This window comes from Mycobacterium montefiorense (assembly GCF_003112775.1).
GTDB lineage: Bacteria > Actinomycetota > Actinomycetes > Mycobacteriales > Mycobacteriaceae > Mycobacterium > Mycobacterium montefiorense.
In genome coordinates, this window is the sequence record NZ_BFCH01000001.1 from 1 (window position 1) to 18,988 (window position 18,988).

At 66.2% G+C, this 18,988-nt stretch carries 21 protein-coding genes and 1 pseudogene; 15 read left to right on the top strand and 7 right to left on the bottom strand.

The window, feature by feature from the left end:
• Positions 1-81 precede the first annotated feature (81 nt).
• From DB708_RS00005 to DB708_RS00015, 3 genes are read left to right on the top strand one after another with little or no spacing between them, the layout of a single operon-like run.
• A complete protein-coding gene (locus tag DB708_RS00005) occupies positions 82-939 on the top strand; it encodes a siderophore-interacting protein (RefSeq protein WP_108919918.1) in 858 nt (285 codons plus the stop codon).
• Between the two features lie 24 nt (positions 940-963).
• The gene (locus DB708_RS00010; protein WP_108919919.1) at positions 964-2,124 is read left to right on the top strand and encodes an alpha-hydroxy-acid oxidizing protein; all 1,161 of its coding nucleotides are present in this window, start codon (positions 964-966) and stop codon (positions 2,122-2,124) included.
• A gap of 31 nt (positions 2,125-2,155) precedes the next feature.
• The gene (locus DB708_RS00015) at positions 2,156-3,052 is read left to right on the top strand and encodes a tyrosine recombinase XerC (protein ID WP_108919920.1); all 897 of its coding nucleotides are present in this window, start codon (positions 2,156-2,158) and stop codon (positions 3,050-3,052) included.
• A 5-nt stretch (positions 3,053-3,057) separates the two neighbouring features.
• Here DB708_RS00015 and DB708_RS00020 read toward each other — a convergent pair.
• A pseudogene (locus DB708_RS00020) lies at positions 3,058-3,501 on the bottom strand (M23 family metallopeptidase); the annotation flags it as partial.
• Positions 3,502-3,847: 346 nt separating this feature from the next.
• Here DB708_RS00020 and rpsB point away from each other — a divergent pair.
• From rpsB to DB708_RS00040, 3 genes are read left to right on the top strand one after another with little or no spacing between them, the layout of a single operon-like run.
• Complete coding sequence (gene rpsB, locus DB708_RS00030; RefSeq protein ID WP_108919922.1) at positions 3,848-4,693, top strand: 30S ribosomal protein S2; 846 nt, start codon at positions 3,848-3,850, stop codon at positions 4,691-4,693.
• Between the two features lie 12 nt (positions 4,694-4,705).
• Positions 4,706-5,533 carry a translation elongation factor Ts gene (gene tsf / locus DB708_RS00035; RefSeq protein ID WP_108919923.1) on the top strand — a complete coding sequence of 276 codons (828 nt, stop codon included), beginning with the start codon at positions 4,706-4,708 and terminating at the stop codon, positions 5,531-5,533.
• Between the two features lie 32 nt (positions 5,534-5,565).
• Positions 5,566-6,984, top strand: a complete 1,419-nt coding sequence (locus tag DB708_RS00040; protein WP_108919924.1) for an amidase — start codon at positions 5,566-5,568, stop codon at positions 6,982-6,984.
• Positions 6,985-6,990: 6 nt separating this feature from the next.
• Here the strand turns inward: DB708_RS00040 and DB708_RS00045 are convergent, their stop codons facing one another.
• Positions 6,991-7,410 carry a MarR family winged helix-turn-helix transcriptional regulator gene (locus DB708_RS00045; RefSeq protein WP_108920099.1) on the bottom strand — a complete coding sequence of 140 codons (420 nt, stop codon included), beginning with the start codon at positions 7,408-7,410 and terminating at the stop codon, positions 6,991-6,993.
• Between the two features lie 375 nt (positions 7,411-7,785).
• Here DB708_RS00045 and DB708_RS00050 point away from each other — a divergent pair, with 375 nt between their 5' ends.
• Positions 7,786-8,352: an MPT63 family protein gene (locus tag DB708_RS00050; RefSeq protein ID WP_108919925.1), complete on the top strand. Its 567-nt coding sequence runs from the start codon at positions 7,786-7,788 to the stop codon at positions 8,350-8,352.
• 136 nt (positions 8,353-8,488) lie between these two features.
• Positions 8,489-9,424, top strand: a complete 936-nt coding sequence (locus DB708_RS00055; protein WP_108919926.1) for a lysophospholipid acyltransferase family protein — start codon at positions 8,489-8,491, stop codon at positions 9,422-9,424.
• A 38-nt stretch (positions 9,425-9,462) separates the two neighbouring features.
• On the opposite strand, the gene DB708_RS00060 is transcribed toward DB708_RS00055, so the two are convergent.
• A complete protein-coding gene (locus tag DB708_RS00060; protein WP_165839692.1) occupies positions 9,463-10,179 on the bottom strand; it encodes a winged helix-turn-helix domain-containing protein in 717 nt (238 codons plus the stop codon).
• 254 nt (positions 10,180-10,433) lie between these two features.
• Positions 10,434-10,679 carry a microaggregate-binding protein 1 gene (gene mbp1 / locus DB708_RS00065; protein ID WP_108919928.1) on the bottom strand — a complete coding sequence of 82 codons (246 nt, stop codon included), beginning with the start codon at positions 10,677-10,679 and terminating at the stop codon, positions 10,434-10,436.
• Positions 10,680-11,037: 358 nt separating this feature from the next.
• On the opposite strand from mbp1, the gene pyrH reads away from it, so the two are divergent.
• From pyrH to DB708_RS00095, 6 genes are all read left to right on the top strand, one after another.
• Positions 11,038-11,817: a UMP kinase gene (gene pyrH / locus DB708_RS00070; protein ID WP_108919929.1), complete on the top strand. Its 780-nt coding sequence runs from the start codon at positions 11,038-11,040 to the stop codon at positions 11,815-11,817.
• A 64-nt stretch (positions 11,818-11,881) separates the two neighbouring features.
• Entirely contained in the window at positions 11,882-12,439 is a 558-nt protein-coding gene (frr, locus tag DB708_RS00075) for a ribosome recycling factor (RefSeq protein ID WP_108919930.1), read from the top strand.
• 22 nt (positions 12,440-12,461) lie between these two features.
• The gene (locus DB708_RS00080; RefSeq protein WP_409347536.1) at positions 12,462-13,394 is read left to right on the top strand and encodes a phosphatidate cytidylyltransferase; all 933 of its coding nucleotides are present in this window, start codon (positions 12,462-12,464) and stop codon (positions 13,392-13,394) included.
• A 22-nt stretch (positions 13,395-13,416) separates the two neighbouring features.
• A complete protein-coding gene (gene rlmN, locus DB708_RS00085; protein WP_108919932.1) occupies positions 13,417-14,511 on the top strand; it encodes a 23S rRNA (adenine(2503)-C(2))-methyltransferase RlmN in 1,095 nt (364 codons plus the stop codon).
• 68 nt (positions 14,512-14,579) lie between these two features.
• Complete coding sequence (locus tag DB708_RS00090) at positions 14,580-15,092, top strand: protein disulfide oxidoreductase (protein WP_108919933.1); 513 nt, start codon at positions 14,580-14,582, stop codon at positions 15,090-15,092.
• Positions 15,089-15,949, top strand: coding sequence for a cytochrome c biogenesis CcdA family protein (locus DB708_RS00095; protein WP_108919934.1), 861 nt, complete (start codon positions 15,089-15,091; stop codon positions 15,947-15,949). Before DB708_RS00090 ends, DB708_RS00095 begins: the two co-directional genes overlap by 4 nt.
• A 4-nt stretch (positions 15,950-15,953) precedes the next feature.
• Here DB708_RS00095 and DB708_RS00100 read toward each other — a convergent pair whose 3' ends face one another.
• From DB708_RS00100 to DB708_RS00110, 3 genes are all read right to left on the bottom strand, one after another.
• Positions 15,954-16,208, bottom strand: a complete 255-nt coding sequence (locus DB708_RS00100) for a DUF2631 domain-containing protein (protein ID WP_201263374.1) — start codon at positions 16,206-16,208, stop codon at positions 15,954-15,956.
• A 181-nt stretch (positions 16,209-16,389) separates the two neighbouring features.
• Positions 16,390-18,129 carry a cytochrome c biogenesis protein DipZ gene (locus DB708_RS00105; RefSeq protein WP_108919936.1) on the bottom strand — a complete coding sequence of 580 codons (1,740 nt, stop codon included), beginning with the start codon at positions 18,127-18,129 and terminating at the stop codon, positions 16,390-16,392.
• Between the two features lie 125 nt (positions 18,130-18,254).
• Entirely contained in the window at positions 18,255-18,791 is a 537-nt protein-coding gene (locus DB708_RS00110; protein ID WP_409347540.1) for a fasciclin domain-containing protein, read from the bottom strand.
• Between DB708_RS00110 and DB708_RS28135 the strand changes: the two genes are divergently transcribed.
• On the top strand, positions 18,790-18,918 hold the full coding sequence (locus DB708_RS28135) for a hypothetical protein (RefSeq protein WP_338103964.1): 129 nt from the start codon (positions 18,790-18,792) through the stop codon (positions 18,916-18,918). The genes DB708_RS00110 and DB708_RS28135 overlap by 2 nt on opposite strands.
• Positions 18,919-18,988: the final 70 nt, after the last annotated feature.

Sequence of the window (18,988 nt, forward strand, 5' to 3'; positions counted from 1 at the left end):
TGCGCACTGCGGTGGCGGCCGACCTGCGGCGACGGCTCGACTCGTATAGTCGGCTGAGGCCGGGTCTGGACAGGAGGACATGTGGCAGGTCGACCACTTCAACGTTTCGAAGTCGTAACCACCCAGCAGATCGCACCGCACATGGTGCGGGTGACGTTGGGGAGCAGTCAGTTCGAGACCTTCGTACCGAGCAATTTCACCGACTCCTACGTCAAGTTGGTTTTCGTCGCCGACGATATCGACGTGGCCGGGTTACCCCAGCCGCTGACCCAGGACAGCTTTGCCGTCCTGCCGCCCGAGAAAAGGCCGTCGGTGCGGACGATCACCGTTCGCAAGGTCGACGCCGCGGCCTGTCAGATCTCGCTGGACATCGTGGTGCACGGCGAGCATGGCGTCGCGGGCACATGGGCGGGCTCCGCCCAACCCGGTCAGGTGATTTATCTGATGGGGCCCGGCGGCGCCTACACACCTGACCCCGCGGCCGATTGGCATCTGCTGGCCGGTGACGAGTCCGCGCTGCCGGCCATCGCCACCGCGCTGGAGGCGTTGCCCCCCACCGCAATCGGCAAGGCGTTCATCGAAGTAGCCGGTCCGGCCGACGAACTCCCGTTAGCCGCGCCCGAAGGCATACAGGTCAGCTGGATTTACCGCGGCAGCCGCGCCGATCTGGCCGGCGACGACCGCGCCGGCGATTTCGCGCCGCTGATCGAGGCCGTCACCACCACGCTGTGGCTGCCCGGGCAGCCACACGTCTTCATCCACGGTGAAGCCCAAGCCGTCATGCACAACCTGCGGCCCTATATCCGAAAAGAGCGCGGCATCGACGCCAAGTGGGCGGCGTCGATCTCCGGCTATTGGCGGCGCGGCCGCACCGAAGAGACCTTCCGGCAATGGAAGAAGGAACTGGCCGAGGCGGAGTCGGCAAGCTCGTCGGCCTGACGGTCGCCTGGCATTCTCTATCCCATGGCATTCGCGGACTACCAGAACGAGATCTACTTCCAGGGCCTGTCCGGGATAGCGCCCAAGCTGCCGATGGCCTTCGCGGAGTTGGAGGCCCGCGCCGAGCAGGCCATGCCGCCGTCAGTGTGGTCCTACGTCACCGGTGGCGCCGGCGACGAACGCACTCAGCGGGCAAACCGGGAGGCGTTCGATCACTGGGGTCTGATGCCACGCATGTTCGTCGGTGCCGCCAACCGCGACCTGTCGGCGCAGATGTTCGGCCTGACCTTGCCGTCTCCGGTATTCATGGCGCCGATCGGCGTCATCGGCATCTGTGGCCAGGACGGCCGAGGCGACCTGGCCACCGCGCGGGCGGCCGCGGCCACCGGTGTGCCGATGGTTGTTTCCACCCTGACCGCCGACCCGATGGAAGACGTTGCCGCGGAGTTCGGTGATACTCCCGGCTTCTTCCAGCTGTACACCCCGAAGGATCGCGACCTAGCCGCCAGCCTGGTGCAGCGGGCCGAAGCCGCCGGCTTCAAAGGCATCGTCGTCACCCTCGACACCTGGATTCCCGGGTGGCGCCCGCGCGACCTCACCACGGCCAACTTTCCCCAATTGCGGGGGCTCTGCCTGAGCAACTACACCAGCGATCCGGTGTTTCGCGCCAGCTTGGCGCGCCCGCCCGAGGAGGATCCGCAAGGCACCGTGCTGCAGTGGATAACGACCTTCGGAAACCCGTTGACCTGGAACGACCTGCCCTGGCTGCGGTCGTTGACCGACCTGCCGATGATCATCAAGGGCATCTGCCATCCCGACGACGCCCGGCGCGCCAGGGACGGTGGCGTCGACGGGATCTACTGTTCCACGCACGGCGGGCGGCAGGCCAACGGCGGTCTGCCCGCGCTGGACTGCCTGCCGGGTGTGGTCGAGGCGGCCGACGGCTTGCCGGTGCTGTTCGACTCGGGGATCCGCAGCGGCGCCGACATCGTCAAGGCGCTGGCCATGGGCGCGACCGCCGTCGGGATCGGTCGTCCCTACGCCTACGGTCTGTCGCTCGGCGGGGCCGACGGGATCGTGCACGTGTTGCGCTCGCTGCTGGCCGAAGCCGATCTCATCATGGCCGTCGACGGCTATCCGACCGTGAAAGATCTCACCCCGGACACGCTTCGGCGCGTCGACTGACGCGACGGTCCCGGCCTGCGACCGTGGGGGAGTGCAGGCGATTCTTGAGGAGTTCGACGAGTACCTGGATTTGCAGTGCCTGCGTTCAGCACATACTCGCCGCGCGTATCTGGGTGATCTGCGTTCGTTGTTCGCCTTCCTCGACAGCCACGGTGCTGCCCTGGACGGTTTGAATCTGCCGCTGCTGCGGACGTGGCTGTCCACCGGCGCGGTGGCCGGCGCCGCGCGCACCACGCTGGCCCGCCGCACGTCGGCGGTCAAGGCGTTCACCGCGTGGGCACTGCGGCGCGGCCTGCTGATTGTGGACCCCGCCGCGCGGCTGCAGGTGCCGAAGGCGCACCGCACCCTGCCGGCGGTGCTGCGTCAGGATCAGGCTGCCGACGCCATGGCCGCCGCGAAATCCGGTGCCGAACAAGGAGATCCGCTGGCCCTGCGGGACCGGCTGATCGTCGAGATGTTGTACGCCACCGGGATTCGGGTGAGCGAGCTGTGCGGCCTGGATATCGATGACGTGGACAACGGCCACCGCGTGGTGCGAGTCCTCGGAAAGGGCAACAAACAGCGGACCGTGCCGTTCGGGGTGCCGGCTGCCGACGCGCTGCACTCCTGGCTGGCCGACGGGCGTCCCGCCCTGGTCACCGCGGACTCCGGGCCGGCGCTGTTGCTGGGCGCGCGAGGGCGTCGGCTCGATGTGCGGCAGGCGCGCACCGTCGTGCACCAGACCATTGCCGCGGTGGACGGCGCGCCCAACATGGGGCCACACGGGCTGCGACACAGCGCCGCCACGCATCTGCTCGAAGGCGGGGCTGACCTGCGCGTCGTCCAGGAGCTGCTGGGCCATTCCAGCTTGGCGACTACGCAGCTCTACACCCATGTCGCGGTGTCGCGGTTGCGGGCGGTGCACGATCAGGCACACCCGCGCGCCTAGTCTCCTAACGGCTTGAGCCGAATCGGCGTCGCCCGGAGCAGGCCCAGCGGATCGACGTAGCCGGCGCCCGACGCCGGGCCCCACATCGCGCCCCAATGCAGACAGGCCGCCGCCCGGCACCCGCTGTGCCCGGCGACCAACTCGCCGATCACTGTCTGCGCCGTCACCTGCTGACCGGCGCGGACGTTCGCCCGGACCGGCTCGTAGCTGGTGCGCAACCCGCCCGGATGAGCCAGCGACACCACCGGCCGTCCCGCCAGTAGCCCGGCGAACACCACGGTCGCGCCGCCGGCGGCGTAGACGGGCTGGCCGGGACGACCCGCCAGGTCCACGCCGCGGTGCCCGGGATGCCAGTTGGGCGACGGGGCGTCGAATCCCCGGACGACGGCCGGGGCCGGCCGCAGCGGCCAATCCAGCCGGACCTCGTCCGCCGCCGCCGGGAATGCGCAGATCAGGGCCAGAGCCAGGGTGGAGCTCACGATCAGCGCCGCCCACCGCACCCCATGAGTTCAGCGCGACGTCGACGACATGGCCACCCGTGTTTGCCGAATCTGTGTACGCAAGCCGCACTGTGGACAATGTGCTGGGGAAAAAGCACCAGCTGAGTCGGTGTAAACTGCTCGTCGCAGCTCGTTCGCGGGCTGACTTCGCGCGTCTGCCCCGCGTCTCCCGTTCCACTAGGAGAACGCAGCGCATGCCGGGCGGTCCCGTAACAGGGTCCGGCATCGCAGCAGGCGCCAGGGCCTGGCTTCACCCGATGCCGGGCGACAACCGACACAAAGGAATGGCATCACCATGGCCGTCGTGACCATGAAACAGCTGCTGGACAGCGGCACCCACTTCGGGCACCAGACCCGACGCTGGAACCCCAAGATGAAGCGGTTCATCTTCACCGACCGCAACGGCATCTACATCATCGACCTGCAGCAGACGCTGACCTACATCGACAAGGCGTACGAGTTCGTCAAGGAGACCGTCGCCCACGGTGGCAGCATCATGTTCGTCGGTACCAAGAAGCAGGCGCAGGAGTCCGTCGCGGCCGAGGCGACCCGCGTCGGCATGCCGTTCGTGAACCAGCGCTGGCTGGGCGGCATGCTCACCAACTTCTCCACCGTGCACAAGCGCCTGCAGCGCCTCAAGGAGCTCGAGGCGATGGAGCAGACGGGTGGCTTCGAGGGACGCACCAAGAAAGAAATCTTGATGCTGACCCGCGAGAAGAACAAGCTGGAGCGCAGCCTCGGCGGTATCCGTGACATGGCGAAGGTGCCCTCGGCCATCTGGGTCGTCGACACCAACAAGGAGCATCTCGCGGTCGCGGAGGCTCGCAAGCTCAACATCCCGATCATCGCGATCTTGGACACCAACTGCGACCCCGACGAGGTCGACTACCCGATCCCGGGCAACGACGACGCGATCCGCTCGGCGGCGCTGCTGACCAAGGTGATCGCCTCCGCGGTCGCCGAAGGCTTGCAAGCCCGTGCCGGCGTGGGCCGCGGCGACGGCAAGCCCGAGGCGGAGTCCGCAGAGCCGCTCGCCGAGTGGGAGCAGGAACTGCTGGCTTCCGCCACTACGACTGCGACAACCACAGCCACCACCGACGCCGTTGGAGCTGCAACCGAAACAACCCCTGAATCCTCATAGGAAGGCTGATCATTGGCGAACTTCACCGCTGCCGACGTCAAGCGTCTTCGTGAGCTCACCGGTGCGGGCATGCTGGACTGCAAGAACGCACTGGCCGAAACCGACGGCGACTTCGACAAGGCGGTCGAGGCACTCCGGATCAAGGGCGCCAAGGATGTCGGAAAGCGCGCCGAGCGTGCCACGGCCGAAGGTCTGGTCGCGGCCAAGGGCGGCGCGCTTATCGAGCTGAACAGCGAGACCGACTTCGTCGCCAAGAACGCGGAATTCCAGCAGCTGGCCGACGAGATCGTTTCCGCCGCAGCCCAATCCAAGGCTGCAGACGTTGACGCGCTCAAGGCGGCTGTTATTCCCGGGGGTGGGGCGACAACTACCGTCGAGCAGGCCGTCGCCGACCTGTCGGCCAAGATCGGCGAGAAGCTGGAACTGCGCCGTGCCGCCTTCTTCGACGGCACCGTCGAGACCTACCTGCACAAGCGCGCCGCGGACCTGCCGCCGGGCGTGGGTGTGCTCGTCGAATACACCGGCGATGGTGCCGAGGCTGCGCACACCGTCGCGCTGCAGATCGCCGCGCTGAAGGCCCGCTACCTGTCCCGCGACGACGTCCCCGAGGACGTGGTGGCCAGTGAGCGGCGGATCGCCGAGGAGACCGCGAAGGCCGAAGGCAAGCCGGAGCAGGCGCTGCCCAAGATCATCGAGGGCCGGCTGAACGGCTTCTTCAAGGACTCCGTGCTGCTCGAGCAGCCGTCGGTGTCCGACAACAAGAAGACCGTCAAGGCTCTGCTCGAGGAGGCCGGCGTCACGGTGACCCGGTTCGTTCGCTTCGAGGTGGGTCAAACCTAAGCGCGGCGACGTGAGCGGCTAGCGTCAGTGCCATGCGACGTGTGCACGCTTTCGGTGATGACGCCCTCGGGGATCTCGACGCCATCGGTCTCAGCGAGGCCATCCGAGCCGGCTGGGTCGGCAGAACTGACGTCATCGAGGCTGCGATTGCTCGCACCGAGGCCGTCAACCCTGCCCTGAATGGCTTGGTGTACAAGGCCTTTGAGCAAGCGCGGGCGACCGCGTCGGCGAAGCCTGCGAGTGCCTCGGCCCGGTTTTTCGAAGGGGTGCCGACGTTCCTCAAGGACAACGTCGACGTCGCCGGTCAGCCGACAATGCGCGGCGCCGACGCGTGGGCGCCCCGCAATGCCGTTGCCGACGGCGAGTTCACCCAGGTGTATCTGGCCACCGGGCCGACGCCGCTGGGCAAGACGCAGATGTCGGAGTTCGGGTTCAGCGCCGCCGCCGAGCACCCGCGGCTCGGGCCGGTGCGCAACCCGTGGGACACCGACTACACGGCCGGGGCTTCATCGTCGGGATCGGGGGCGTTCGTCGCCGCCGGGGTGGTGCCGATCGCTCACGCCAACGACGGCGGCGGCTCGATCCGAATTCCGGCCGCCTGCAACGGGATTGTCGGCCTCAAGCCGTCGCGCGGCAGGCTGCCGCTGGACGCGGAGTTGCGGCGGATGCCGGTGGGCATGGTCGCCAACGGCGTGCTGACCCGCTCCGTGCGTGACACCGCGGCTTTCTACCGGGAGGCCGAACGGATCTGGCGTAATTCCAAGCTGTCACCCGTCGGCGACGTCACCGGGCGCGGCCGGCAGCGGCTGCGGATCGCCGTGGCGACCCGTTCGGTCCGGCGCGAGTGCGGCCAGGAGCTCAAGGAGCTGACCCTCAAGTCCGCCGGGGTGCTCGAAGAGCTGGGGCATCGCGTCGAACACATCGATGAGCACCCGGTGCCGGACAGCTTCGTCGACGACTTCATCCTCTATTGGGGATTTCTCGCGCTGGCGCAGGTGCGCATCGGGCGGCGCGTGTTCGGCAACACCTTCGACCGCACCCGGCTGGACGCCTTGACGCTGGGCCTGGAGCGCCACACCGGTCGCAACCTGCACCGGCTGCCGGCGGCCATCGTGCGATTGCGCAGAATGCGCCGGCGCAGCGCCGAGTTCTACCAAACCTACGATGTGTTGCTCACCCCGACGCTCGCCGACATGACACCGCGAGTTGGTCACCTGGCGCCCACCGACTACCAGCAGGTGATGGACCGGCTGATCGATTGGGTGGGGTTCACGCCGCTGCAGAACGTCACCGGGGATCCGGCGATTTCGTTGCCGCTGGCGCAGTCAGCCGAGGGGATGCCCGTCGGCATGATGCTCGCCGCCGACCTGGGGCAGGAAGCGCTGCTGCTCGAACTCGCCTACGAGCTCGAAGAGGCACTGCCGTGGGCACGGATCCAGGCGGCCGAGTAGCCGCGATCAGTCGGAGCCGAGCTTTTCCAGCATCCGCTTGAATTCGCGTTGCTGCGCGGCGGTCAGCTTGGCCAGGATGTGGTCGTCGGCGCTGCGGACCGCGGCTTCGGCGCGCTTCAGCAGGGTGCGCCCCTGACTGGTCAGCGTGGCCGGTAGCGCCCGGCCCGAGGACACCGACGTCGGCCGTTCCACGGCGCCAACCTCCTCCAGCCGGCGCAGCACCGTATTCATCGCCTGCGGTGTGACGTTGGTGTTGCGCGACAGCTCGGCGCTGGACAGCCCCGGGGACGTTGAAAGGATTCTCAGACAAACGAATTCGGGAAGTGTCAAGCCGAGCGGGCCCAACACGGCGGCAACCTCGGGTCGCAGCACGGCTGCAACCCGGTAGAGCAGATAGCCAAGCGGGGCATCATCGGTCTGGCCCATGTCAGCGATATTGACATATCCGCGCGGCGTTCGGCCGTAAGCACGGCCCAACACCGACCGGCCGGCGTCGTGTACGCCGATCGTGGATATGTGGATTCGGCACGCGTAATCGGTGTGATTTACGAATTCGCAAGCGAACATGTTCGCGCTGCCAGATCTCGATTGTGGCATTTGGGGCGGAACTTAGTTGTTGAGGTCTCTGCGTATTCTGGGGCGACAAGATCTTCCCGCAGTAATGGTATCGCTGCATGTCAGAGCCATGATGTTTGGACCAGCTGCGGAATGGCTATGCGGCAAAGGCGCGGTGATAACCCGTGCCGGGGGTAAGTCATCGCGGGGAAACAATGGTAACGATTGGACTGAGAGGTATTTAGCGTGAAGTTTACTTCTAATGCTATGAAATCGGTGATCGGAGCCGCCGGTATTGCTGCTGTCGGCGCTTTCACCGCAGCGACCGCAACCGCGGCGCCCAATATTCAGGGCTTCGGCACCAGCCAGCAGCTCATTCAGGGGCCGCTGATCACGAACTACACGGTGAGCAACCTGCATCCGAGCAATGCGGCGATCCCCGGCTACACGCCGAAGGGCACGCTGTATCAGGTGGATGTCGCCGCCCGCTCGGATGGCGGTCTGGTCACCCCGATGGTGAACGACTTCATCGCCCGCGGGCCCAACGGTCAGAACTACCGGGTGATCGACAAGGTTCAGGCTCCCGGCAGCCTTAACCCGGCGCCGATCCAGCAGGGTAGCGAGTCGACCGGCACGCTGTACTTCGACGTGACGGGCGCACCGCCGAACGGTGTCGCATACAACGAGGGCGCGCAAGATGTCCTGATCTGGACGTCGAACATGCAGGGTGGCTCGGAGCCCGCAGCGCCGAACGCAACCCCGGCGCCTGGCATGCCGCCGGGCCCGGCGCCCGCAGCGCCAGCGCACACCTAAGCCTGGCTAGGGCCTAGTTGCCGAAAAGAACTCCCCGCGCCGCACACTGTGGCGCGGGGAGTTCTGCATCGGTGTCCCAAGCATTTTGGTGAGTATTGGACGAATTGGATATGACTGCGCTGGGTACCCGTCAGTAATGAGTCGTGCAGATCACAGACCGGCTTCGGTACGCGAACAAGCGGAACGACATGCCGAACAGGCCCGGGCGACAATGGAGGAAAAGCGCAGCGATCAGCGCGGCGGAGTGAGCGGCTGGGTGGCGCAGCGAGCCGCTGAATGGGATCTGAGCGGCCAGGACGAGACCACCCTGCAACGGCAGAAGTTTGCCTGGAATCTGTTGGTCGACTATTGGTTTCGGATGGAAATCGACGGCTGGGACCACGTTCCCGAGCCGCCGGCGCTGTTGGTCGGAATTCACTCTGGCGCCCCATTTGTCTGGGATGCCTGGACCGTTGGCATCCAGTGGTGGCGACGATTCGGCCAAGAACGCCCACTGCATGGGACGGCTCACGACGCGCTGATGGCCATCCCGCTTATCGGGCGCTACTTCCGGTCGATGGGAGTGCTTCCGGCCGCCCCGGACGCCATTGCCACGGCGCTGGCCGAGGGGCGAGATGTCGCGCTATGGCCTGGCGGAGAAGTGGATTCGCTGCGCCCTTGGGTCGAGCGTGACCATGCCAACCTGGCGGGGCGCAAAGGCTTCGTGAAGATGGCGATTCGCGCTGGCGTGCCGATCGTGCCGATCGCGACGGTCGGCGGCGCGGACGCCATGCCCGTGCTGATCCGCGGTGACCGCCTGTCGAAGGCGTTACAACTCGACCGGCTGCTGCGGCTCAAGGTATTTCCACTGGCGGTCTCACTGCCGTGGGGCCTCGCACCCGCCGCACTTCCGCAGCTGCCGCTGCCGGCCAAAATCAGAACGCGATTCATGCCGGCGGTTGAGCTGGACCACGATGCGGCGAGCGCTGAGGACGACGCCTACGTCGACAGCAAGTACCGAGAGGCCCAAAACGGCATTCAGCAGGGAATGGACGCGCTGGCACGCAAGCGTGCGCTGCCGCTATTCGCCTGACACGCGAAAGTACTTGGAAAATAACCGCATACGCTGTGTCAGCGGTGAATGCCGTTGAGGTTGGGACTTGGCCCGGTGTCGTTGACGATCCACTGCGGGTGCGGTGGCGTCACCGCCATGTAGCCCACACCGCGGACCGTGTCGACCATCGATTCGTGTTCGCGTCCAAGCTTTGCGCGCAGCCGTCGCACGTGAACATCGACGGTGCGGACGCGTCCGTTGGAGTCGTATCCCCAGACCTCGTGCATCAGCCGGGTGCGGCTGAATGCCCGACCGGCATGTTGCACAAGGAAATTCAGCAGCTTGAACTCGGTGACGGTCAGGCGGAGATCCTTGCCGCACAGCGACCCGGCGAAACTTGCCGGGTGCAGAACGAGATCACCGAACTTCAGCGACCCGTCCACCGCGCTGCGGCGCCGCTTGATCGCCAGCCGCAGCCGCGCCTCCAACTCGTCCGCGCCGGTGGCGGGCAACATCACATCGTCGATGCGCCAGTCGACGTCCACGGATGCGAAATGCGCGGGGGCAACGACGGCCACGACCGCGATGGCCGGTGTGTTGGCCGTCAGGCCGCGACACACGTTGCGGGCTGCCGCCAGGTCGGTGCGCGCGTCGATGATTGCTACGTCAGCACTGTCATGATGTCCGTCAAGCTGGTCGCAGAGCGGGATGCGCCGGATCGTTTGCGTCAACGACTGCAGGGTCGGCAATGCCGATGCGAAATCATCGGCATTGGAAAGCAGTAGCACGTCCAACACATCTCCAAACCTCATCAGGGTCTGTCGCCGCCCCCGACCGCGCCGGCAACTCGCAGGAGATGCCGTCAGCGCAGCGCTGAGTACCCCATTGCGCACACAACTATGCCTTCTTTTTTGCTCGTGTTCGCGCGAATACCGGCTTAGACAGGCGATTCATAGGAATGGTTTTGCCTGGATGGAGCGGAGATCGGCTCCCGAAAAGTCGACGGGTCCGGCCCGTCAAAACGGGCCGGACCCATCCTCGAATCACGCTATTGGTTGGACTTCTGGCGCTCCTCGGCGACCTTCGCGGCGCCGCGCGCGGCGTCGGCTTCGGCTTCGGCTTCCTTTTTTGCCGCGTCGCGCTGGGCCTCCGCCTTGTCCTGCTGGGCCTGGCCCTCGCGGGTGAGGTCGTCGCGTCCGGCCAGAGCACCGGCGGCTTCCTTGACCTTCCCCTTGACGTCCTCGACGACGCCCTTGACGGCTTCCGCGGGTCCGGAGTTTTCGTGGTCGGCCATGGGTGATTCCTCCTGTGGCGTACGTGGGGGTGAGCGACTGACGCGCTCGTACGATCGGCTAAACGATCGATTCGGTCATACGGCATGTCCGGCCCTGCTTCTCAAAGCCGTGGTTTCCCCGCCGCGTAATGACGTGTTCCCGGGCCGCCGAGAGCTCAAACATCTGATGCCGGAGGCAAAGTCGTGAAAGCGACTCTTCCGAGCGTGACCTGCGCCGACAGGTGAAGGCAGCGACCCGGCTCGCGACCCGCACAGATAATGCACCCCGCTGGCGCCAGATTGTGCTGCGATGGGGCAGGATATGAACGGCCGTTCCGGGTGGGGTCGCCTGGGATGGCACTGTCATGCGAGGAGTCTGATGACGCAGCCTGAGCCTACGAGCGCTAACGGCGTTCCGGCATCCGCAGCCGACCACGAAGACCCGCCGAACCCGGCTAAGTATTCGAGAGTGTTGCTCAAGCTTGGCGGCGAAATGTTCGGCGGCGGCCAGGTCGGACTGGATCCCGATGTCGTGGCGCAGGTGGCCCGACAGATCGCCGAGGTGGTCCGCGACGGTGTGCAAGTCGCCGTCGTGATCGGCGGTGGCAACTTCTTCCGGGGCGCTCAACTTCAGCAGCGCGGCATGGAGCGCACCCGTTCGGACTACATGGGCATGCTCGGCACCGTGATGAACAGTCTTGCGCTGCAGGATTTTCTGGAGAAGGAAGGCATCGCCACCCGCGTCCAGACCGCCATCACGATGGGCCAGGTGGCCGAGCCCTACATCCCGTTGCGGGCGGTCCGGCACCTGGAGAAGGGCCGCGTCGTCATCTTCGGGGCCGGCATGGGGCTGCCGTATTTCTCCACCGACACGACGGCCGCGCAGCGCGCCCTGGAGATCGGCGCGGACGTGGTGCTGATGGCCAAGGCCGTCGACGGTGTGTTCACCGCCGACCCGCGGCAGGATCCCAACGCCGAGTTGCTCGCCGTGATCAGTCATCGAGAAGTCATCGACCGAGGGTTGCGGGTGGCCGATGCGACGGCGTTCAGCCTGTGTATGGACAATGGCATGCCGATCTTGGTGTTCAACCTGCTGACTAACGGCAATATCGCTCGGGCGGTCGCTGGTGAGAAGATCGGAACGCTAGTTACCACTTGAGGGGAAGACGCGATGATCCGCGCTTGCGACGATGCACGATGCAGGACCAGGAGGAGCGGCGCACATGATCGATGAGGCTCTCTTCGACGCCGAAGAGAAAATGGAGAAAGCAGTGTCGGTGGCGCGGGACGACATGTCGAGCATCCGGACCGGCCGCGCCAATCCGGGCATGTTCAACCGGATCGTCATCGACTACTACGGCACGAACACCCCGATCACCCAGCTGGCCAGCATCAACGTCCCCGAGGCGCGGCTGGTCGTGATCAAGCCGTACGAGGCCAGCCAGCTGCAGGCCATCGAGACGGCGATCCGCAACTCCGACCTCGGCGTAAATCCTGGCAACGACGGCACCCTGATTCGGGTGGCGGTGCCGCAGCTGACCGAGGAACGCCGCCGCGAGCTGGTCAAACAGGCCAAGGGCAAGGGCGAGGACGCCAAGGTCTCGGTGCGCAACATCCGTCGCAAAGCGATGGAAGAGCTGCACCGGATCCGCAAGGACGGCGAAGCCGGCGAAGATGAGGTCGGCCGCGCGGAGAAGGACCTGGACAAGACGACTCAGCAGTACGTCACCCAGATCGAAGAGCTGGTCAAGCACAAAGAAGGCGAGCTGCTGGAGGTCTAGCGGCCGCTCAGCAACCAACTCCGTGGCAACCTCCGATGCTGGCGCAGGCACCCCGTCCGACGCGCGGGCGTCCAGCGAACCGACGCCGGGGCCGACCCGCAAGACGTCCCGGGCGGGGCGAGACCTGCCCGCCGCATTCGCGGTTGGGCTGTTCACCGGGGGACTTGTCGTTGTCACGCTGATGTTCGCGCCGCGCTACTGGGTGGTCCTGTGCGCTGGGGCGATCTTGATCGCCAGCCATGAGGTGGTGCGGCGGCTGCGCGAGGCAGGCTACGTCATCCCGGTGGTCCCGCTGCTGGTCGGCGGCCAGGTCACGGTCTGGCTGACCTGGCCATACGGTGCTCGCGGGGCGTTGGCCGGTTTCGGCGCCACGGTGGTGGTCTGCATGTTTTGGCGGCTGTTCATGCACGACGAAAGTAGGCACCACGATCCGGCCGCCGGCCCGCCACCCCCGTCGAACTACCTGCGCGACGCGTCGGCCACCATATTCCTGACCGCATGGGTTCCGCTGTTCGCCTCCTTCAACGCGCTGCTGGTCTATCACCCGTCCGAGGGCGCGGCGCGGGTGTTCTGCCTGATGATGACGGTCGTCGCCTCCGACGTGGGTGGTTACGCATTCGGCGTGCTGTTCGGCAAGCATCCACTGGTTCCGACGATCAGCCCGAAGAAGTCGTGGGAGGGACTTGGCGGTTCGCTGGTCTGCGGCATCACCGCGGCGTTTCTGATCGCGACTTTTCTGGTGTGCCGACCGCCGTGGGAGGGTGTGGTGCTGGGCTTCGTGTTGGTGCTGACCTGCGCGCTTGGCGATCTGGTGGAATCTCAGGTCAAGCGCGACCTCGGCATCAAGGACATGGGCCGACTGCTTCCCGGGCACGGCGGCCTGATGGACCGCCTCGACGGTGTGCTTCCGTCGGCGGTCGCGGCCTGGACGCTGTTCACCTTGCTGCCCGCCTGAGAAGGCCGATACTGGTCACGTCATGGTTCAAGAATTGGTGTTCGACGCCCCGCGCCGCGGCCTGCCGCCGCGGCACCTTGCCGACCTCGATGCGAGTGGGCGAGCCTCGGCCGTCGCGGAGCTGGGCTTGCCGGCGTTTCGGGCCAAGCAGCTCGCTCACCAGTACTACGGCCGGCTGATCGCGGATCCGCGGCAGATGACCGACCTGCCGGCGGCCGTACGCGACGTGATCGCCGAGACCATGTTCCCGAACCTGATCGGCGTCGCCACCGAAATCACCTGCGACGCGGGCCAGACACGAAAGACGTTGTGGCGGGCCATCGATGGCACCACCTTCGAATCGGTGATGATGCGCTACCCGCAGCGAAACACCGTGTGCATCTCGTCGCAGGCCGGCTGCGGCATGGCCTGCCCGTTTTGTGCCACCGGCCAAGGCGGACTGACGCGCAACCTGTCGACCGCCGAGATCCTGGAACAGGTGCGCGCCTGCGCGGTGGCGCTGCGCGACGACTTCGGTGACCGGCTGTCGAACGTGGTCTTCATGGGCATGGGGGAGCCGCTGGCCAATTACGCCAGGGTGCTGGCCGCGGTGCGGCGCATCACGGAGGCGCCGCCGCACGGGTTCGGCATCTCGGCCCGCTCGGTGACGGTGTCGACCGTCGGCCTGGCCCCGGCGATCCGCAAGCTCGCCGACGAACGGCTGGGGGTCACGCTGGCGTTGTCGCTGCACGCGCCGGACGACGAGCTGCGCGACACGCTGGTTCCGGTCAACAACCGGTGGAAGATCAGCGAGGCGCTTGACGCCGCGCGGTACTACGGCGACGTGACCGGACGGCGGGTGTCGATCGAGTACGCGTTGATTCGCGACGTCAACGACCAAGCCTGGCGGGCCGACCTGCTCGGCAAGCGCCTGCACGGGGCGCTGGGGCCGCTGGCGCACGTGAACCTGATTCCGCTCAACCCGACGCCGGGCAGTGACTGGGATGCCAGCCCCAAGAATGTGGAGCGCGAGTTCGTCCGGCGGGTCCGGGCACAGGGCGTCTCGTGCACGGTGCGCGACACCCGGGGCCGCGAGATCAGCGCCGCGTGCGGACAGCTGGCCGCCGAAGGCGGGTAGCTACAGCGCTGAACCGGTCGGCCGGCTACGCCGTGTTGTGAGGTAGCAGTCCAGCAAAGGGGGATGGCATGACCATTCGCAAGGTAGCGCACGTCAAGATGTTTGCCGCGGCTTTGGTGACGAGCCTTGTCGCGGCTGTCCTGATATCGGCCGCCGCGCCGCGCGCGCTGGCCGCCGACGACCGGCTGCAGTTCACCGGGACCACGCTGAGCGGCGCGCCGTTCAACGGGGCCAGCCTGCAAGGAAAGCCCGCGGTGCTGTGGTTCTGGGCGCCGTTCTGCCCGTTCTGCAACGCCGAAGCTCCCGGCGTCAGCCAGGTAGCGGCCGCCAATCCCGGCGTCACGTTCGTCGGCATCGCCGGGCATTCTGATGTCGGCGCCGAACAGAACTTCGTCTCCAAGTACAACCTGACCTTCACCAACCTCAACGACGCCGACGGCTCGCTTTGGGCCCGCTACAACGTGCCGTGGCAGCCGGCGTACGTGTTCTACCGGGCGGACGGCAGCTCGACGTTCGTCAACAACCCGACCTCGGCCATGTCCCAGCAAGAGCTGGCCGGGCGGGTGGCCGCGCTGAAGTGAACCAAGGCCTAATCGGTCTGGCGTTCGCCGCCGGGTTGGTGGCCGCGGTGAACCCGTGCGGGTTTGCGATGCTGCCCGCCTACCTGCTGCTGGTGGTCCGCGGGCAGCGCAACAGCGAACGCGTCAGTCCGCTTGCCGGCCTGCTGCGTGCACTGAGCGCAACCGCGGGGATGGCGCTCGGTTTTCTGACGGTGTTCGGTTTGTTCGGCGCGCTGACCATCTCGGCGGCCACGACGGTGCAGCGTTACCTGCCGTACGCGACCGTTGCAATCGGCATTGTGCTTGTCGTGCTTGGGATCTGGCTGCTGTCGGGTCGGGAGTTGACCGCGCTGACGCCCCGGCAGCTGGGGCCGCGGTGGGCTCCAAAGCAGCAGGGATCGCGCCTGGTAGGCATGTACGGCTACGGCATCAGCTACGCGATCGCGTCGCTGTCCTGCACGATCGGGCCGTTCCTGGCGGTCACCGCCGCCGGTTTGCGGAGCGGGTCGGTTGTCACCGGGGTGTCCATCTATCTGGCTTACGTCGCCGGCCTGACTCTGGTGGTCGGCGCGCTTGCCGTCGCCGCCGCGACCGCCAGCTCGGCCCTGGCCGATCGGCTGCGGCGGGTCCTGCCGTTCGTCAATCGGATTGGCGGGGTACTGCTGGTAGTGGTGGGGCTCTACGTCGGCTATTACGGCCTCTACGAGTTGCGGCTGCTCAACACCGCGGCGGATCCCCGGGATGCGGTGATAACCGCGGCGGGCCGGTTACAGGGCGTGCTGGCCGGCTGGGTGCACCAGCATGGCGTCTGGCCGTGGATCGTGGTGCTGCTGGCCGCCGCGCTGGTGAGTGCGTGGCGGCGACGGGCGCGGCGTTGACGGGCTAGCGGATCCAGCCGCGCCGGCGGCCCCACATGTCGCGGATCAGGATGACGAGTGCGAGGACGGCGAACCCGATCAGGAAGTTGTCCTCGACGTGGCCGACGTGATTGCCGCGCAGCATCGCCAGCAGGAAGATGACGCCGAAGATGCCGACGCCGTGCCAGGTGCGGGTGTTGACCTTGCTCCACCCCCACGCGGCGGATGGCACCTCGGCCGGGTCGACGCCGTTGTAGTGCTCCACCTCGGTACTGGCCACGGCGATTCCCTTCGGATCGGATCGTCTTCTGATCACAGATTCTGGCATACGCCGATTTGCCTGCGCGCGGTCTGACTCGCTAACGCCAGCTCTCACCGTGTGAAGTGGGCTGGCGCCGAGGTTCACGATCATGCGAGACGTCCGGGTTGCGGATTGCTCACGATCGGGATTGATGGCGTATTCAGCCGTAGGTGAACGAAAACACCTGCAGTCCTCTGCTGGGCCGCACCTCCAGCGTCGCGGGCGCCACTTGATCGCCCGCGACTAGCTGGTGTGAGGTCGGCGGCCCGCTGATCGGCAGTGTGGCGGCCTTTCCGTCCCGCAGCACCGTGAGGGTCCCGGTTCCTCCGGCAACGACGTAGACGTTTTTCGCGTGATAGTTCAGTGTGATGGCAGAGTCGTCGCCGGCGGCTGTAGCGCCCTGATAATCGAGCGCCCACGGGCCGCGTAACGCGAACTTGTCGGCCGCCAGAGCGGGTGGGTAGTCGAACGTCGCGGAGCCTTCGTCGTAGGCGCCACCACCGCCGTAGTTGACGACCTTGCCGACGCCGAAGTACGTCTCGGGCGTGAGCTGGGCCTGCGGGGTCTTGTCGGTGGCGTCCACCGCTGGGGGCAGGCCGACGTCGGGTGTGGCGGCGGTGAGCAACTGCCGGATCAGTTCCTCGGTGCTGTTGTAGTCGCCCTCTCCGAATTTGATGTGGCGCACGGTGCCGGACGCATCGATCAGATACTCGGCCGGCCAGTAGCGGTTGCGGTAGTTCGTCCAGGTGGAGAAGCCGTTATCCAAGGCAATCGGATACGTGATGCCCAGATCGGCTGCGCCTTTGGCGACGTTGTCCGTTACTTTTTCGAACGCATACTCGGGCGTGTGCACGCCAATGACCACCAAGCCGCTATCCCGGTAGGCCCGGTACCAGCCGACGACATGCGGGATGGCGCGTTGGCAGTTGATGCACGAATACACCCAGAAGTCGATCAGAACAACTTTGCCGTGCAACGCATTCAGGGTGATCGGCTGATCTCCGGGAGTGTTCAGCCACGCCACGATCCCCTTGAGATCTGGTGCAGGTCCACAGTTTTCGAGCTCTGAAGCCCCGTTGCTGCAGTTCGAAAGCTGCGCGTTCTGCTCGTTGACGATGCCGCCGAGGTTCAGTTTTTCACGTATCGTGTCAGAGCCGCCGACCTTCTGTTGCAGGCCTGCCGTGTAGTCGGGAATCACGCGTTGCAGCGCCGCGGGCAAATCGAACACCAATGCCACTGCGAGCAAGATCGTCACCACTCCCGCGGTGATCCGGATCGCGCGCTGACGCCGCCGAAAAGCTTGAACTCGCTTAGTCACCCGTCGGCCCGCCAACGCGAAGAACAGCAGCGGCAAGGCGGCGCCGAGCGCGAACGCACCGGTGAGAACGATCGTTCCGGCACCGATAGTTGCGGTGGCGCCGGCCACCACAATCGTGGCGAGAACCGGGCCCGCGCAGGGCACATACAAGACGCCCAATGCCAGACCAAGCCCAAAGCCGTTGCTGCCTAGATTGATTCGCTTCTGCGGAAGGCGGGAGAAGGGCCGCTCCAGGAGTTGTTCAAACCGCGGGAAGATGAGTCCGATACCGATCGCCAGCAGGGCGACCAACCCGGCCCAGCGAATCGAATCCTGCGGCAGATGCAGCATCGACAGCAAAGCCGAGCCCGCCATGGTGACCACGCCGAAGCTCAGCACTAGACCGCCGATTACCCAGTAGGGCCGCAGGCTTGCCGATTGCGCGTGTTTCGTTGGGACCGCGGCGGTGCCTTCGACGTCGGGCGGCGGCTTCGCCTCGGTCTGCGCGCCCGACATGAAAATCACGGGCAGTACGGGCAGGATGCAGGGCGATATTCCGGTGATCAGGCCTCCGAGGAAGCCGACCAATGCAAGAGTCAGCATAACTTGCTATTCGTTGTCGCTGATGCCACGGATTGGTCAGGAAGTCAACAAGTTTCGCGATACTGCACACAGAAATGGCGAGGTACCCGGGACGCCGGGTTGCCTCGCCATGACTGTGGCGACCGCTACTGACTCGGAGGCATCAGCACGGTGTCGATCATGTACACCGTCGCGTTCGCGGTGTGCACCCCGCCGCACACCAGACCCGCGTCGTTGACCTTCAGGTCGTTTCCTTGGCCGGTCACCGTCGAACTAGCGCCCTGCAAGGTCGCGTGGGTGCCGTCGACTTTGGCTGGACTCAATTGGCCCTGCACCACGTGGTAGGTCAGGATGCTTTTGAGCAGTGCGGCATCCGTCTTGAGCTTGTCGATGGTGGCCGCGGGAAGCTTGTCGAATGCGGCATTGGTCGGCGCGAACACCGTGTACTGGCCGTTGTTCAGGGTGTCCACCAGATTCACCTGTGGGTTGAGCTTGCCCGAAAGCGCCGAGGTCAGCGTGGTGAGCATCGGGTTGTTCGAGGCCGCGGTCGCGACGGGATCCTGCGCCATGCCCGCCACCGATCCCGGACCGGTGGGATTCTGCGTGGCGTAGGCCGAGCACCCGGTTCCGATCAATTCCGTCGCGGGGTCCGCCATCGCGGACGTGGTGGGCGGCACCGCCATGCTGCTGGTCACGGGTTGGACGCTGCTGGAACTGCTGCTGCCGGCCGTGGGTTTGTTGCTCGAGCATCCCGAGAAACCTACGATCGCGACGGCCGCGAGGCTCGCCGCCGCGATGGTCCTGGCCTGAATATTCATGACCACGTTTTTGATTCCTTCCCCTGTAGGCGGCGCTGGTCGCCGCCTCGCTGTCAAACAAC

Coding starts and splice junctions, on each gene's coding strand:
- rpsB (WP_108919922.1), top strand. CDS start 3,848: ATGGCCGTCGTGACCATGAAACAGCTGCTGGACAGCGGCACCCACTTC.
- frr (WP_108919930.1), top strand. CDS start 11,882: ATGATCGATGAGGCTCTCTTCGACGCCGAAGAGAAAATGGAGAAAGCA.
- mbp1 (WP_108919928.1), bottom strand. CDS start 10,679: ATGGCCGACCACGAAAACTCCGGACCCGCGGAAGCCGTCAAGGGCGTC.
- DB708_RS00040 (WP_108919924.1), top strand. CDS start 5,566: ATGCGACGTGTGCACGCTTTCGGTGATGACGCCCTCGGGGATCTCGAC.
- DB708_RS00055 (WP_108919926.1), top strand. CDS start 8,489: ATGAGTCGTGCAGATCACAGACCGGCTTCGGTACGCGAACAAGCGGAA.
- DB708_RS00045 (WP_108920099.1), bottom strand. CDS start 7,410: ATGGGCCAGACCGATGATGCCCCGCTTGGCTATCTGCTCTACCGGGTT.
- rlmN (WP_108919932.1), top strand. CDS start 13,417: ATGGTTCAAGAATTGGTGTTCGACGCCCCGCGCCGCGGCCTGCCGCCG.
- DB708_RS00110 (WP_409347540.1), bottom strand. CDS start 18,791: ATGGCGGTGCCGCCCACCACGTCCGCGATGGCGGACCCCGCGACGGAA.
- DB708_RS00105 (WP_108919936.1), bottom strand. CDS start 18,129: ATGCTGACTCTTGCATTGGTCGGCTTCCTCGGAGGCCTGATCACCGGA.
- DB708_RS00090 (WP_108919933.1), top strand. CDS start 14,580: ATGACCATTCGCAAGGTAGCGCACGTCAAGATGTTTGCCGCGGCTTTG.
- DB708_RS00010 (WP_108919919.1), top strand. CDS start 964: ATGGCATTCGCGGACTACCAGAACGAGATCTACTTCCAGGGCCTGTCC.
- DB708_RS28135 (WP_338103964.1), top strand. CDS start 18,790: ATGCTGCTGGTCACGGGTTGGACGCTGCTGGAACTGCTGCTGCCGGCC.
- pyrH (WP_108919929.1), top strand. CDS start 11,038: ATGACGCAGCCTGAGCCTACGAGCGCTAACGGCGTTCCGGCATCCGCA.